We start from the raw sequence: 14,733 nt of genomic DNA on the forward strand, positions 1-14,733 counted from the left end.
CTCGCTCAAGTTTTAACAGCAGCGCGCTGACAATAACTCAACCGTAAATATTGGCGCGATCGCGCAATTCTTTACCCGGCTTAAAGTGCGGAACGTATTTACCTTCCAGCTCGACTTTATCGCCTGTTTTCGGGTTGCGCCCGACGCGTGGGGCACGGTAATGCAAAGAGAAGCTGCCGAAACCGCGGATTTCAATGCGCTCACCCTGGGCCAGCGTAGAGGCCATATGTTCCAGCATCTCTTTAACAGCATCTTCGACCGCTTTCGCAGGAATGTGAGATTGCTGGCTAGCAAGTCTTTCAATGAGCTCTGACTTGGTCATGATTCCTCCGGTTTCCTTTCAGGAAAGTAATAGCTAACAGCTTGCACAAGGGCGGCCGCAGCCGCCCTTTGTCATTGATTACAGGACGAATCCTGTAATCTGTCAAGTCCTCTACTCATCGTTCGGGTCGAAACCCGAACGATTAAGAGTAAATTACTCGCCTTTCGCTGCTTTGAACGCTTCAGCCATTGCGTTGGAGAAGTTGCCGTCTTCCTGCTTGTTGTTCACAGAAGCGATTGCATCTTTCTCGTCAGCTTCGTCTTTAGCACGAACAGACAGGCTGATTGCGCGGTTCTTACGATCAACGCCGGTGAATTTAGCTTCAACGTCATCGCCAACGTTCAGAACCAGAGTCGCATCTTCAACGCGGTCGCGGGAAGCTTCAGAAGCGCGCAGGTAACCTTCAACGCCGTCAGCCAGTTCTACGGTTGCGCCTTTAGCGTCAACTGCAGTGACTTTACCGTTTACGATTGCGCCTTTCTTGTTCAGTGCAACCCAGTTGTTGAACGGATCTTCAGCGAGCTGTTTAACGCCCAGGGAGATACGCTCACGCTCTGCGTCAACCTGCAGAACAACGGCAGCGATTTCGTCGCCTTTCTTGTATTCACGAACTGCTTCTTCGCCTGCAACGTTCCAGGAGATATCAGACAGGTGAACCAGACCGTCGATGCCACCGTCCAGGCCGATGAAGATACCGAAGTCAGTGATAGACTTGATTTTACCTTCAACGCGATCGCCCTTGTTGTGGGTTTCTGCGAACTGCTGCCACGGGTTAGATTTGCACTGCTTCAGACCCAGGGAGATACGACGACGTTCTTCGTCGATGTCCAGAACCATAACTTCCACTACGTCGCCAACGTTAACAACTTTGGACGGGTGGATGTTTTTGTTGGTCCAGTCCATTTCGGAAACGTGTACCAGGCCTTCAACGCCTTCTTCGATTTCAACGAAGCAGCCGTAGTCGGTCAGGTTGGTCACGCGGCCGGTCAGCTTGGTACCTTCCGGGTAACGCTTAGCGATAGCGACCCACGGATCTTCGCCCAGCTGTTTCAGACCCAGAGAAACACGGGTACGCTCGCGGTCGAACTTCAGCACTTTAACAGTGATTTCGTCGCCAACGTTCACGATTTCGCTCGGATGCTTAACGCGTTTCCAGGCCATATCAGTGATGTGCAGCAGGCCGTCTACGCCGCCCAGATCAACGAATGCACCGTAGTCAGTGAGGTTCTTAACGATACCTTTAACTTCCATGCCTTCCTGCAGGTTTTCCAGCAGCTGATCGCGTTCTGCGCTGTTTTCGGATTCGATAACGGCGCGACGAGAAACAACAACGTTGTTACGCTTCTGGTCCAGCTTGATTACTTTGAATTCAAGCTCTTTGCCTTCCAGGTGCAGCGTGTCACGCACCGGACGCACGTCTACCAGGGAACCCGGCAGGAACGCACGAATACCGTTCAGCTCAACAGTGAAGCCACCCTTAACTTTGCCGTTGATAACACCGGTAACAGTTTCAGCGTCTTCGTAAGCTTTTTCCAGCGTGATCCATGCTTCGTGACGTTTAGCTTTCTCACGGGACAGCAGGGTTTCACCGAAGCCGTCTTCTACTGCATCCAGAGCAACGTCAACTTCGTCGCCAACCTGAATTTCCAGTTCGCCGGCTGCGTTCTTGAACTGCTCTGCAGGGATTGCAGATTCAGATTTCAGGCCCGCATCAACCAGGACTACGTCTTTGTCGATAGCAACAACAACGCCACGAACGATGGAACCCGGGCGGGTTTCGATAGTTTTTAAGGATTCTTCAAATAGTTGAGCAAAAGATTCAGTCATGTTTAATCTTCAAAAGTTAGATTAACGTCCATCTGACTTCATGTCGGATGGGGTTGTTTCACATACCCGCTCACACTCCGTTGCAGCGGGGGTACTACAAATTCAGAGGCGCTGCGAGTGTAGATCAGGCAGCAGCCAGTTTTTGGCGCGCGTATTGTAGCGCTTTTTCAATCACTTGCTCAATACTTAATCGTGTGGAATCCAGCACTAAAGCATCGGCAGCGGGAACCAACGGAGCTACCGCACGGTTGCGGTCACGGTCGTCGCGTTCCTTTATCTCGGCCAAAAGGCGCTCAAAGTTAACACTAAAGCCCTTCTCCTGCAACTGTAGCATACGGCGGTGGGCGCGCTCTTCCGAGGAGGCGTCGAGGAAAATTTTCACCGGCGCATCGGGGAACACCACGGTGCCCATATCACGTCCGTCGGCAATCAGGCCCGGCGCGTCGCGAAACGCGCGCTGGCGACGCAGCAGCGCTTCGCGCACGCGCGGGAAGGCGGCAACCTGCGAAGCGGCATTGGCCACTTCCTGGGTGCGGATTTCTGCGCTGACGTCCTCACCTTCAAGAATGACCTCAAGATTGCCATTCGTCGAGACGAAGCGGACGTCCAGATGCGCAGCCAGCGGAACCAGGACGTCTTCGGAGGTAACATCAACATGGTGATGCAGCGCGGCCAGCGCCAGCACGCGGTAGATAGCGCCAGAATCCAGCAGGTGCCACTGCAGCGCTTCCGCCATTGCCTTGCACAGAGTGCCTTTTCCAGCACCGCTTGGGCCATCAATGGTGATTACCGGGGCAATTGCCGTCATCTTTTTCTCCTTCACTAAGGCATCGGTTGCATAAACGCCGCGCATTATACGCGTCATTGCCTTTGACCGTTAATACTGGTTGCAAATAACAGACTGATTGAAGGTGAGTGTAGAAGAAATGCGCAGGGGAGATGTCGAAAAGCGCGACGCTGCGCCGGACGGCGCAGCGCAGCAGGGTCAGGCGAGCGTGCTGATGCGGGCCAGCTGTTCGAAATAGTCCGGGAAGGTCTTAGCCGTACATTTCGGGTCAAGAATAGTCACCGGAGTATCCGACAGCGCCACCAGCGAGAAGCACATCGCCATGCGGTGATCGTTGTATGTGCCAATCTCTGCGGTATTCAGCCGGGCGGGCGGCGTCACGCGAATGAAATCCTCGCCCTCCTCCACCTCAGCGCCGACTTTACGCAGCTCCGTCGCCATGGCGAACAGGCGATCGGTCTCCTTGACGCGCCAGTTATAGATATTGCGCATCGTCGTCGTGCCTTTTGCAAACAGCGCGGTAGTTGCGATCGTCATCGCCGCGTCAGGAATGTGGTTCATATCCATATCAATGGCGTTCAGTTCGCCGCGGGTACAGGAAATAAAATCCGCCCCCCAGACGATGGTCGCGCCCATCTTCTCCAGCACATCGGCGAAACGAATATCGCCCTGCACGCTGCTGCGGCCGATCCCGGTCACCTTCACCGTACCGCCTTTAATTGCCGCCGCGGCGAGGAAATACGACGCCGACGAGGCATCCCCCTCAACCAGGTAGCTGCCCGGCGACTGATAGTGCTGCCCGCCCTTCACCACGAAACGCTGATAGCTCTGGTTGTCTACCGTCACGCCGAAGGTTTTCATCAGATGCAGCGTAATGTCGATATACGGTTTCGATACCAGATCGCCTTTGATGGCGATCACGGTATCCTGCTCCGCCAGCGGCGCGGTCATCAGCAGCGCGGTCAGGAACTGGCTGGAGACGCTGCCGTCAACGGCAACGCTGCCGCCGGTGAAACCGCCTTTCAGGCGCAGCGGCGGATAATTTTCCTGCTCCAGATACTCAATCTGCGCGCCGCCCTGACGCAGGGCATCGACCAGATGGCCGATCGGGCGCTCCTTCATGCGCGGCTCGCCGGTCAGCACGATATCGTTGTGCCCCAGGCACAGCGCAGCCGCCAGCGGGCGCATAGCGGTCCCGGCGTTGCCCAGAAACAGCTCAAGCGCATCGCCAGCCTGCAGCGGGCCGCCGTTGCCGGTCACTTCACAGCGGGTGCGATCGGCCGACAGGGTGTAATGAACTCCCAGCGCACTCAACGCATTCAGCATATGGCGCACGTCGTCGCTATCCAGCAGGTTGGTCAGCACCGTCGTGCCGCGGGCTAACGCCGCCAGCAGCAGAGCGCGGTTCGAGACACTTTTAGACCCCGGTAAATTGATGGTGCCATCCACCCGCGCGATGGGTTGTAACGTCAGGAATTCCATGAAACTCAACTCTCAAAAACAGAAATAAAAACCCCGCAGACCCGCTGCGGGGATGAAAAAGAATATCGATTAACCGCGGCGGCGCTCGAAATCCTGCATAAAGTCCGTCAGCGCCTTCACGCCTGCCAGCGGCATCGCGTTATAGATAGAAGCACGCATGCCGCCCACGACGCGGTGGCCTTTCAGCGCATGCAGCCCCGCGGCGAAGGACTCTTCAAGGAACAGCTTGTCCAGCGCGCTGTCCGCCAGCTGGAACGGCACGTTCATGCGGGAACGGTTCGCTTGCGCTACGTCGTTACGGTAGAAATCGCTGTTATCGATGGCACCGTACAGCAGTTCTGCTTTTTGCTGGTTAATGCGATCCATCGCCGCAACGCCGCCCTGCTCTTTCAGCCATTTGAACACCAGGCCGGACAGATACCAGGCAAACGTCGGCGGGGTATTGAACATGGAATCGTTATTACTCAGTACCGTGTAGTCGAGGATGGACGGGCATGCAGTATGCGCTTTGCCCAGCAAATCTTCGCGTACGATGACTAACGTCAGGCCAGCCGGGCCGATGTTTTTCTGCGCACCTGCATAGATGACGCCAAAACGGCTCACGTCGATCGGCCCTGACAGAATGGAAGAGGAAAAGTCAGCGGTCACAACAACGTCGCGGCCGAAATCCGGCATTTCCGCAATCGCGATACCGTCGATCGTTTCATTCGGGCAGTAGTGCATATAGGCGGCGTTATCAGACAGCTGCCATTCGCGCATCGGTTTTACCGCACGCTTACCGTCTACCGTCACCTTTGCGTCAATCACGTGCGGCGTACAGTATTTATGCGCTTCCTTAATGGCGCTCTCGGCCCAGTAGCCGGCGTCCACGTAGTCAGCCGTCTTTTTGTCGCCCAGCAGGTTGAGCGGCACGCCGGCAAACTGGCCGCGGCCGCCGCCGTGGCAGAACAGCACTTTGTAGTTGGAAGGAATGTTCAGCAAATCACGGAAATCTCTTTCCGCTTCTTCCGCCACCTGGATGAATTCTTTACCACGGTGACTGATTTCCATTACCGAGGTGCCTAAACCGTGCCAGTCGCACAGTTCCTGTTGCGCCAGTTTAAGAACATCTGCCGGAAGCATTGCCGGACCTGAACTGAAATTGAAAACCTGAGCCATTTCCCCTCACCACGCTAAAAGCAATATGATATGTCTGTGGATATCGGTTTTATCATTCAGTGACACGCGCCGCAATGGCTAAACGTCATCCGCGGTGAAATGTGCTCGCCATCACACAACAGAATCTGCCATCTTGACGGGTGAATACCGACATTTTCGCTATCGGCGGCTCGCGCTATCCGCCACCCCCGCAGACCTTTATTTTATTCCCCCCGGCCGGGATGATAGCGCCTGACACATAAACCCCGTATGATTGCGCGCTTTCCGTACGACAAAAGTGACTGCCATGACCCAAACCTTTATTCCCGGCAAAGACGCCGCGCTGGAAGACTCCATCGCCCGCTTCCAGCAGAAGTTGCTCGATCTGGGTTTCCATATCGAGGAAGCCTCCTGGCTGAACCCGGTGCCGAACGTGTGGTCGGTGCATATTCGCGACAAAGAGTCCGCGCTGTGCTTTACCAACGGTAAAGGCGCAACCAAAAAAGCAGCCCTGGCCTCCGCGCTTGGCGAATATTTCGAGCGCCTGTCCACTAACTACTTCTTTGCCGATTTCTGGCTGGGTGAAACCATCGCGAACGGCCCGTTCGTCCACTACCCGAACGAAAAATGGTTCCCGCTGACCGAGGATGACGAGCTGCCGGAGGGTATTCTTGATGCCCGCCTGCGCGCCTTTTACGATCCTGACGATCAGCTGACCGCAAGCCAGCTGGTGGATCTGCAGTCCGGTAACGACGATCGCGGCATCTGCGGCCTGCCGTTCACCCGTCAGTCCGATGGCAAAACGGTCTATATCCCGATGAATATCGTCGGCAACCTGTACGTTTCTAACGGCATGTCTGCGGGCAACACCCGTAATGAAGCGCGCGTGCAGGGGCTGTCCGAAGTCTTCGAACGCCACATCAAGAACCGCATCATTGCCGAAAGCATCAGCCTGCCGGAAATCCCGGCCGAGGTCATGGCGCGCTATCCGGGCGTTGTCGAATCCATCGCGATGCTGGAAGCGGAAGGGTTCCCCATTTTTGCCTACGACGGTTCGCTGGGCGGTAAATACCCGGTAATCTGCGTGGTGCTGTTTAACCCGGCCAACGGCACCTGCTTTGCTTCCTTCGGCGCCCACCCGGACTTCGGCGTCGCGCTGGAGCGCACCGTCACCGAGCTGCTGCAGGGCCGTGGACTTAAGGATCTCGACGTCTTTACGCCGCCGACCTTCGACGATGAAGAGGTCGCGGAACACGCAAACCTCGAAACGCACTTTATCGACTCCAGCGGCCTGATCTCCTGGGATATGTTCAAGAAGGATGCAGACTATCCGTTCGCTGACTGGAATTTCTCCGGCACTACCGAAGAAGAGTTCGCCACGTTGATGGCTATTTTCCAGGCGGAAGATAAAGACGTCTATATTGCCGACTACGAGCACCTTGGCGTCTACGCCTGCCGTATTCTGGTGCCGGGCATGTCCGATATTTATCCGGCGGAAGACCTGTGGCTTGCCAACAATAATATGGGCAGCCATCTGCGCGAGACGATTCTCTCTTTGCCAACCAGCGAATGGGAAAAAGAAGACTATCTGTCGCTCATTGAGCAAATGGACGACGAAGGCCTGGACGACTTCACCCGCGTACGCGAGCTGCTAGGCCTGGCGACCGGTAAAGATAACGGCTGGTATACCCTGCGCATTGGCGAACTGAAAGCCATGCTGGCGCTGGCGGGCGGCGACCTGGAGCAGGCGCTTATCTGGACCGAGTGGACCATGGAGTTTAACGCGTCTATCTTCAGCGCCGAGCGCGCCAACTACTACCGCTGCCTGCAAACCCTGCTGCTGCTGGCGCAGGAAGAAGAGCGCGAGCCGCTGCAGTACCTGAACGCCTTTGTTCGCATGTACGGCGCAGAGGCCGTTGAAGCCGCAAGCGCTGCGCTGAGCGGTGAAGCGCCGTTCTACGGCCTGCAGCCTGTCGATAGCGATCTTACCGCGTTCCCGGCGCATCAGGGGCTGCTGAAGGCTTATGAAAAGCTGCAGCGCGCTAAGGCCCGCTTCTGGGCGGACCAGGCGTAAAGACACAACAAATGTATGGCGAAAATATTCGCCTGCGCTATATTACGGGGCCACATTGCGGGCCCCGTTTTTATTTATCCGGCGCCCGACATTAATTTGTAATAATAAAGTTAATTATGCGTAAATACTATTATTAGTAGCTTATCAGTATTGTTAATTTTAATGCATATTACCCCATTTTAATTAACCGGCAGAACGGAGGGTTACGGAAAAAATTCAACTTCATTTGTAATTTTTAAAATTTATTTTTATTTTGATAATCAAAAAGTTACGCCGCAATTGTTGAAAAACCATACGATTTGCGGGCCTATAAGCCAGGCGAGATATGATCTATATCAAATTCTCTTCTATAATGCTTTGTTAGTATCTCGTCGCCGACTTAATAAAGAGAGAGTTAGTGTGAAAGCTGACAACCCTTTTGATCTTTTACTCCCTGCTGCAATGGCGAAAGTTGCCGAAGAAGCAGGTGTCTATAAAGCAACGAAACACCCGATGAAGACCTTTTATCTGGCGATTACGGCGGGTGTGTTTATCTCGATTGCCTTTGTCTTCTATATCACTGCTACCACAGGCACCGCCGCAATGCCGTTCGGCATCGCAAAGCTGATTGGCGGTATCTGCTTCTCACTGGGCCTGATTCTGTGCGTGATTTGCGGCGCAGATCTGTTCACCTCCACGGTACTTATCGTCGTCGCGAAAGCCAGCGGCCGTATCACCTGGGGTCAACTGGCGCGAAACTGGTTAAACGTCTATGTTGGTAACCTGATTGGCGCGCTGCTCTTTGTTCTGCTGATGTGGCTATCCGGCGAGTACATGGCCGCGAACGGCGGCTGGGGACTCAACGTTCTGCAAACCGCCGACCACAAAATGCATCATACTTTTATTGAGGCTGTGAGCCTCGGTATTCTGGCAAACCTGATGGTCTGTCTGGCGGTGTGGATGAGCTACTCCGGCCGCAGCCTGATGGATAAAGCGATGATTATGGTTCTCCCGGTAGCGATGTTCGTCGCCAGCGGTTTTGAGCACAGTATCGCTAACATGTTTATGATCCCGATGGGTATCGTAATCCGTAACTTTGCCAGCCCGGAGTTCTGGACCGCCGTTGGTTCGAATCCGGACAGTTTTTCACACCTGACTGTGATGAACTTCATCACCGATAACCTGATTCCGGTCACTATCGGGAACATTATCGGTGGGGGTCTGTTAGTCGGGTTGACATACTGGGTCATTTACCTGCGTGGCGGCGATCGTCATTAATGATGGTTGCTTCAGGCAGTAAATAAAAAATCCACTTAAGAAGGTAGGTGTTACATGTCCGAACTTAATGAAAAGTTAGCCACAGCCTGGGAAGGTTTTGCCAAAGGTGACTGGCAGAAAGAAGTCAACGTCCGTGACTTTATCCAGAAAAACTACACCCCATATGAAGGTGACGAGTCCTTCCTGGCTGGCGCTACCGAAGCGACTACCACCCTGTGGGACAAAGTCATGGAAGGCGTTAAACTGGAAAACCGCACTCACGCGCCAGTTGATTTTGACACCTCCGTTGCATCCACCATCACTTCTCACGACGCTGGCTACATCAGCAAAGCGCTGGAGAAAATCGTTGGTCTGCAGACCGAAGCTCCGCTGAAACGTGCGATCATCCCGTTCGGCGGCATCAAAATGGTTGAAGGTTCCTGCAAAGCGTACAACCGCGAGCTGGACCCGGCACTGAAAAAAATCTTCACCGAATACCGTAAAACCCACAACCAGGGCGTATTCGACGTTTACACCAAAGACATCCTGAACTGCCGTAAATCCGGCGTTCTGACCGGTCTGCCGGATGCTTACGGCCGTGGCCGTATCATCGGTGACTACCGTCGCGTTGCGCTGTACGGTATCGACTTCCTGCTGAAAGACAAGTACGCACAGTTCGTTTCCCTGCAGTCTGACCTGGAAAACGGCGTAAACCTGGAAGCGACCATCCGTCTGCGTGAAGAAATCGCTGAACAGCACCGCGCGCTGGGTCAGATCAAAGAAATGGCGGCTAAATACGGCTGCGATATCTCTGGTCCGGCTACCAACGCTCAGGAAGCTATCCAGTGGACCTACTTCGGCTACCTGGCCGCTGTTAAGTCTCAGAACGGCGCTGCAATGTCCTTCGGTCGCGTATCCACCTTCCTGGATGCCTACATCGAACGTGACCTGAAAGCAGGCAAAATCACCGAACAAGACGCTCAGGAAATGATTGACCACCTGGTCATGAAACTGCGTATGGTTCGCTTCCTGCGTACCCCTGAGTACGATGAGCTGTTCTCCGGCGACCCGATCTGGGCAACCGAATCTATCGGCGGTATGGGCGTTGACGGCCGTACTCTGGTAACCAAAAACAGCTTCCGCTTCCTGAACACCCTGTACACCATGGGGCCGTCTCCGGAGCCGAACATCACCGTTCTGTGGTCTGAAAAACTGCCGCTGAACTTCAAGAAATTCGCCGCTAAAGTGTCCATCGACACCTCTTCTCTGCAGTATGAGAACGATGACCTGATGCGCCCGGACTTCAACAACGACGACTACGCTATCGCTTGCTGCGTAAGCCCGATGATCGTTGGTAAGCAAATGCAGTTCTTCGGCGCTCGCGCTAACCTCGCGAAAACCATGCTGTACGCGATCAACGGCGGCGTTGACGAAAAACTGAAAATGCAGGTGGGTCCGAAATCTGAACCGATCAAAGGCGACGTTCTGAAATTCGACGAAGTCATGGACCGCATGGATCACTTCATGGACTGGCTGGCTAAGCAGTATGTCACCGCGCTGAACGTTATCCACTACATGCACGACAAGTACAGCTACGAAGCCTCTCTGATGGCGCTGCACGACCGTGACGTTATCCGCACTATGGCGTGTGGTATCGCAGGTCTGTCCGTTGCGGCTGACTCCCTGTCTGCAATCAAATATGCGAAAGTTAAACCGATTCGTGACGAAGACGGCCTGGCTGTTGACTTCGAAATCGAAGGCGAATACCCGCAGTTTGGTAACAACGACTCTCGCGTTGATGACATGGCGGTTGACCTGGTAGAACGTTTCATGAAGAAAATTCAGAAACTGACTACTTACCGTAACGCTATCCCGACTCAGTCTGTTCTGACCATCACCTCTAACGTGGTTTATGGTAAGAAAACCGGTAACACCCCAGACGGTCGTCGCGCTGGCGCGCCGTTCGGACCAGGTGCTAACCCGATGCACGGCCGTGACCAGAAAGGTGCTGTTGCCTCTCTGACCTCCGTTGCTAAACTGCCGTTTGCTTACGCTAAAGATGGTATCTCTTACACCTTCTCTATCGTTCCGAACGCGCTGGGTAAAGATGACGAAGTGCGTAAGACCAACCTGGCGGGCCTGATGGACGGTTACTTCCATCACGAAGCGTCCATCGAAGGCGGTCAGCACCTGAACGTGAACGTCATGAACCGTGAAATGCTGCTGGATGCGATGGAGCACCCGGAAAAATATCCGCAGCTGACCATCCGTGTTTCTGGCTACGCAGTACGTTTTAACTCCCTGACTAAAGAACAGCAGCAGGACGTTATTACTCGTACCTTCACTCAGACCATGTAATTGGTTTTGACTGAAATCGTACTTTAAAAAGCGTACAATAAAGGCTCCACGTAAGTGGGGCCTTTTTAATAGCCTGCTTTGTCAGCTATCTATACTTATGGATAACAGCCAAAACAGACTCGACACAGTTAATAACTGTGCACTAACACTGGCCCCGGATGGGCCACATCTGGAGAAACACCGCAATGTCAGTTAATGGTCGCATTCACTCCTTTGAATCCTGTGGCACCGTCGATGGGCCGGGTATCCGTTTCATTACGTTTTTCCAGGGCTGCCTGATGCGCTGCCTGTACTGCCACAACCGTGACACTTGGGACACGCACGGCGGCAAAGAGGTAACCGTTGACGAGCTGATGAAAGAGGTAGTGACCTATCGCCACTTTATGAATGCTTCCGGCGGCGGCGTTACGGCGTCCGGCGGCGAAGCTATTCTGCAGGCGGAATTTGTTCGCGACTGGTTCCGGGCCTGCAGGAAAGAAGGGATCCACACCTGCCTTGATACCAACGGCTTCGTGCGCCGCTACGATCCGGTGATCGACGAGCTGCTGGAAGTGACCGACCTGGTGATGCTTGACCTTAAGCAGATGAATGACGAAATCCACCAGAACCTGGTCGGCGTTTCCAACCACCGTACGCTGGAGTTTGCTAAATACATTTCGGCGAAAGGCATCAAGACCTGGATTCGCTATGTGGTCGTCCCGGGCTGGTCCGACGATGACGACTCCGCGCACCGTCTGGGCGAGTTCACCCGCGATATGGGCAACGTCGAGAAGATTGAGCTGCTGCCGTACCACGAGCTGGGCAAACACAAGTGGGTGGCGATGGGCGAAGAGTACAAGCTTGATGGCGTAAAACCGCCGAAAAAAGAGACCATGGAGCGCGTTAAGGGCATTCTTGAGCAGTATGGTCACAAAGTGATGTATTAATTTTTCTACCCCGGCGCTTGCTTCGCCGGGGTTGTCTCATCGCATCAGCCCTACGACATAAAGTACTCAGACAGCTTATTCGCCACGCTCTCAATCGAGAAAATACTTTTTTGCTGCGATCTGCGGCACGCCGCATAACGTTCGTCCTGCTCTTCCAGCGCCAGCAAAAGGCGATCGGCGACCATCATCGCTCCCGCAACTTCGGCAAAACCAAATTCGCCTTCGCCCTTCAGCGCCACCGCCGCCTGCAGGTTACGGTCGGATAAGCGCCCTAACGGGGTAAAGGTGCCGCGGGTTATCGACAATATCTCAATACCCTGCTGTTTTGCCAACGCCAGCATTTGCAGAAGATCGGCTGAGGCCTGCTCGGTATGAATCGCAATAATACCCGCTTTTTGTTCGCTGCTGTAGATAGGGGCCGCAGCGGAGTAGAACCGATCAATAAAGCTGGCTGCTTTTCCCATGCGCATCAGATTCATCTGCAAAAACAGAGCCACCGGTACCGCCGTCCCCACCGCATAGATAGCGACCTGATCAAGCTGATTGAGCCATACTGCCGCGGCCTGCAACTCCTGACTGTCGATAATAGCATTGCTGTCACGAATGCTGGCGATCACGGCGGAAATTTCATCACTACCCGCATTATCCGGGCGTGCTGCGCCCTGCTCCAGCGCCAGTGCAGTGCGAAAATCTGAAAAACCTTTAAAACCAAACGCCCGACAAAAACGGGTAATGCTCCCCTCGCTGGTATCAATAGAGTCCGCCAGCTCGGAGATAGTGTGACGCATCACGTAGTCAGGATTTTCGGTAATAAAACGCCCTACCCGCTCCAGTATCGGACTGAGGTTTGAAGAGTTATTTCTTATGTTTATCAATAAATTAATTTCTGACTGACTCATTTTTAGCCTTTTTGCACAAAATGCAAGCAACGTCACATCATTTCCTGCCATGACTCGATAATAATTATTTTTGAATTGCAGTTACAGGAAAATAATTATTTTTACACAACAGGAGAAAACAACATGAAAGGTCTTATCGTCTGTCGTACGGGTATGGGCAGCTCCCTGATGCTAAAAATCAAAGCCCAGAAAGTTATTGATAAACACGGCTGGGACATTGAACTTGAGCATGATGTCCTTTCAGGGCTAAACACCTGGCGGGATATCGACTTTGTACTGACCATGCGTGACCTCACTGATGAAATCGAAGCGGCGGGATTCAAAGCCATTGGCATCACCGATCTAATGAACAGTGATGAAATGGAAGCTGCACTGACCAGCGTCATACACACTCACTGATCCCTCGCGGAGGAAATATGGAACTCCTCAGGTTTATTGTATTCGACATTCTGGGCGTAACCCCACTTTTAGTTGGTTTTATTGCGCTAATTGGCCTTCTTATCCAACGTAAACCGATAGAAAAAGTACTCTCCGGAACGTTCAAAACCATCGTCGGTTTTCTGGTTTTTGCTGGCGGCGCCGGACTTGCTGTCACCTCTTTAGGCAACTTCCAAACGTTGTTCAGCCAGGGTTTTGGCCTGAAAGGCGTTATGCCGCTGGCTGAGGCGCTAACCGGGCTTGCGCAGACAAAGTTTGCCATGTGCGTATCGCTTATCATGGTAATAGGCTTCGGCTGGAATCTGCTTTTTGCCCGCATCACGCCGTTCAAGTACATCTTTCTGACCGGTCAGCATAACCTTTACCTCTCAGCGCTACTCACCGTGACGCTAAAAGCGCTCGGCTACAGCGATCTCGTGACCATTATCACCGGCTCTATTTTGCTGGGGCTGGCAGCCTGTATTTATCCGGCCATTGCCCAACCGTGGATGCGCAAGATAACCGGCAACGATGAAATTGCGATGGGACACTATGTAACGCTGGCCTACGCCGCCTCCGGCTGGATTGGCTCAAAAGTCGGCGATCCGAAGCAGTCGACGGAAAAGCTCAATCTTCCCGGCTGGCTAGGGATCTTTAAAGACTACATTGTCTCGGTTTCTATCTCGGTGAGCATCTTTTACTACATTGCCGCGCTGGCGGCCGGAAAAAACGCCGTAACCGCCGCCGCTGGCGGTATGCATTGGCTGGTTTATCCTCTGTTTCAGTCACTGACATTCACCGCGTCTCTGTACATCATCATCACCGGCGTACGCCTTCTGCTGTCAGAAATTGTGCCTGCCTTCTTGGGGATTTCTGAGAAGTTTATTCCTAACGCCAAACCGGCGCTCGATTGCCCCGTTGTCTTTCCCTATGCCCCGACGGCAACGGTGCTGGGCTTTATCTCCTCATTTGTCGGCGGCCTGGTGGTGATGGGCGTGCTGGCGATGATCGGCCAGACGGTCATTATTCCCGTAGCCATTCCCTATTTCTTTATTGGGGCGACGGCGGCGGTATTTGGCAATGCTTCAGGCGGCTGGAAAGGCGCCATTGCCGGAAGCTTTATCACCGGCATTCTGATAGGTATTGGCCCGGCGCTCATCTATCCGATCATGGAGTCAGTTGGCCTCTCAGGCACCAGCTTCCCGGAAACGGACTTTGTCGCCCTCGGCCTCGTCGTTTACTACATCGGCAAAATGCTGCCGTGATAA

Annotated in this window: 12 protein-coding genes; 6 read left to right on the top strand and 6 right to left on the bottom strand. The window is 53.7% G+C overall.

The window, feature by feature from the left end:
• Positions 1 to 37: 37 nt before the first annotated feature.
• The 5 genes from ihfB to serC form a co-directional block, all read right to left on the bottom strand.
• Positions 38 to 322: an integration host factor subunit beta gene (gene ihfB, locus ENTCL_RS14280; RefSeq protein WP_013366854.1), complete on the bottom strand. Its 285-nt coding sequence runs from the start codon at positions 320 to 322 to the stop codon at positions 38 to 40.
• 153 nt (positions 323 to 475) lie between these two features.
• On the bottom strand, positions 476 to 2,149 hold the full coding sequence (gene rpsA, locus ENTCL_RS14285; RefSeq protein ID WP_013366855.1) for a 30S ribosomal protein S1: 1,674 nt from the start codon (positions 2,147 to 2,149) through the stop codon (positions 476 to 478).
• A 124-nt stretch (positions 2,150 to 2,273) separates the two neighbouring features.
• The gene (gene cmk / locus ENTCL_RS14290) at positions 2,274 to 2,957 is read right to left on the bottom strand and encodes a (d)CMP kinase (protein ID WP_013366856.1); all 684 of its coding nucleotides are present in this window, start codon (positions 2,955 to 2,957) and stop codon (positions 2,274 to 2,276) included.
• A gap of 177 nt (positions 2,958 to 3,134) precedes the next feature.
• Entirely contained in the window at positions 3,135 to 4,418 is a 1,284-nt protein-coding gene (gene aroA, locus ENTCL_RS14295) for a 3-phosphoshikimate 1-carboxyvinyltransferase (protein ID WP_013366857.1), read from the bottom strand.
• Between the two features lie 69 nt (positions 4,419 to 4,487).
• Positions 4,488 to 5,576: a 3-phosphoserine/phosphohydroxythreonine transaminase gene (gene serC / locus ENTCL_RS14300; protein WP_013366858.1), complete on the bottom strand. Its 1,089-nt coding sequence runs from the start codon at positions 5,574 to 5,576 to the stop codon at positions 4,488 to 4,490.
• A gap of 286 nt (positions 5,577 to 5,862) precedes the next feature.
• Between serC and ycaO the strand changes: the two genes are divergently transcribed.
• The 4 genes from ycaO to pflA all read left to right on the top strand — a co-directional run bounded on the left by ycaO (position 5,863) and on the right by pflA (position 12,149).
• Entirely contained in the window at positions 5,863 to 7,629 is a 1,767-nt protein-coding gene (ycaO, locus tag ENTCL_RS14305) for a 30S ribosomal protein S12 methylthiotransferase accessory factor YcaO (RefSeq protein WP_013366859.1), read from the top strand.
• A 399-nt stretch (positions 7,630 to 8,028) separates the two neighbouring features.
• On the top strand, positions 8,029 to 8,886 hold the full coding sequence (focA, locus tag ENTCL_RS14310) for a formate transporter FocA (RefSeq protein WP_013366860.1): 858 nt from the start codon (positions 8,029 to 8,031) through the stop codon (positions 8,884 to 8,886).
• 54 nt (positions 8,887 to 8,940) lie between these two features.
• Positions 8,941 to 11,223 (top strand): formate C-acetyltransferase, encoded by a 2,283-nt coding sequence (gene pflB, locus ENTCL_RS14315; RefSeq protein WP_013366861.1) that lies wholly within the window; start codon positions 8,941 to 8,943, stop codon positions 11,221 to 11,223.
• Between the two features lie 185 nt (positions 11,224 to 11,408).
• Positions 11,409 to 12,149, top strand: a complete 741-nt coding sequence (gene pflA, locus ENTCL_RS14320) for a pyruvate formate lyase 1-activating protein (protein WP_013366862.1) — start codon at positions 11,409 to 11,411, stop codon at positions 12,147 to 12,149.
• A 50-nt stretch (positions 12,150 to 12,199) separates the two neighbouring features.
• Here the strand turns inward: pflA and ENTCL_RS14325 are convergent, their stop codons facing one another.
• Positions 12,200 to 13,048: a MurR/RpiR family transcriptional regulator gene (locus ENTCL_RS14325; protein ID WP_013366863.1), complete on the bottom strand. Its 849-nt coding sequence runs from the start codon at positions 13,046 to 13,048 to the stop codon at positions 12,200 to 12,202.
• Positions 13,049 to 13,171: 123 nt separating this feature from the next.
• Between ENTCL_RS14325 and ENTCL_RS14330 the strand changes: the two genes are divergently transcribed.
• Both ENTCL_RS14330 and ENTCL_RS14335 read left to right on the top strand, forming a co-directional pair.
• Entirely contained in the window at positions 13,172 to 13,447 is a 276-nt protein-coding gene (locus ENTCL_RS14330; protein ID WP_013366864.1) for a PTS sugar transporter subunit IIB, read from the top strand.
• A gap of 17 nt (positions 13,448 to 13,464) precedes the next feature.
• Positions 13,465 to 14,730, top strand: a complete 1,266-nt coding sequence (locus ENTCL_RS14335) for a PTS ascorbate transporter subunit IIC (RefSeq protein WP_013366865.1) — start codon at positions 13,465 to 13,467, stop codon at positions 14,728 to 14,730.
• Positions 14,731 to 14,733: the final 3 nt, after the last annotated feature.

Origin of the sequence: [Enterobacter] lignolyticus SCF1, assembly GCF_000164865.1 — a bacterium.
Taxonomy (GTDB): domain Bacteria; phylum Pseudomonadota; class Gammaproteobacteria; order Enterobacterales; family Enterobacteriaceae; genus Enterobacter_B; species Enterobacter_B lignolyticus.

Excerpts from the sequence above, each read along its gene's own strand:
- pflB (WP_013366861.1), top strand. The coding sequence starts at position 8,941 with ATGTCCGAACTTAATGAAAAGTTAGCCACAGCCTGGGAAGGTTTTGCC.
- pflA (WP_013366862.1), top strand. The coding sequence starts at position 11,409 with ATGTCAGTTAATGGTCGCATTCACTCCTTTGAATCCTGTGGCACCGTC.
- serC (WP_013366858.1), bottom strand. The coding sequence starts at position 5,576 with ATGGCTCAGGTTTTCAATTTCAGTTCAGGTCCGGCAATGCTTCCGGCA.
- cmk (WP_013366856.1), bottom strand. The coding sequence starts at position 2,957 with ATGACGGCAATTGCCCCGGTAATCACCATTGATGGCCCAAGCGGTGCT.
- ycaO (WP_013366859.1), top strand. The coding sequence starts at position 5,863 with ATGACCCAAACCTTTATTCCCGGCAAAGACGCCGCGCTGGAAGACTCC.
- ihfB (WP_013366854.1), bottom strand. The coding sequence starts at position 322 with ATGACCAAGTCAGAGCTCATTGAAAGACTTGCTAGCCAGCAATCTCAC.
- rpsA (WP_013366855.1), bottom strand. The coding sequence starts at position 2,149 with ATGACTGAATCTTTTGCTCAACTATTTGAAGAATCCTTAAAAACTATC.
- aroA (WP_013366857.1), bottom strand. The coding sequence starts at position 4,418 with ATGGAATTCCTGACGTTACAACCCATCGCGCGGGTGGATGGCACCATC.
- ENTCL_RS14335 (WP_013366865.1), top strand. The coding sequence starts at position 13,465 with ATGGAACTCCTCAGGTTTATTGTATTCGACATTCTGGGCGTAACCCCA.
- ENTCL_RS14325 (WP_013366863.1), bottom strand. The coding sequence starts at position 13,048 with ATGAGTCAGTCAGAAATTAATTTATTGATAAACATAAGAAATAACTCT.
- ENTCL_RS14330 (WP_013366864.1), top strand. The coding sequence starts at position 13,172 with ATGAAAGGTCTTATCGTCTGTCGTACGGGTATGGGCAGCTCCCTGATG.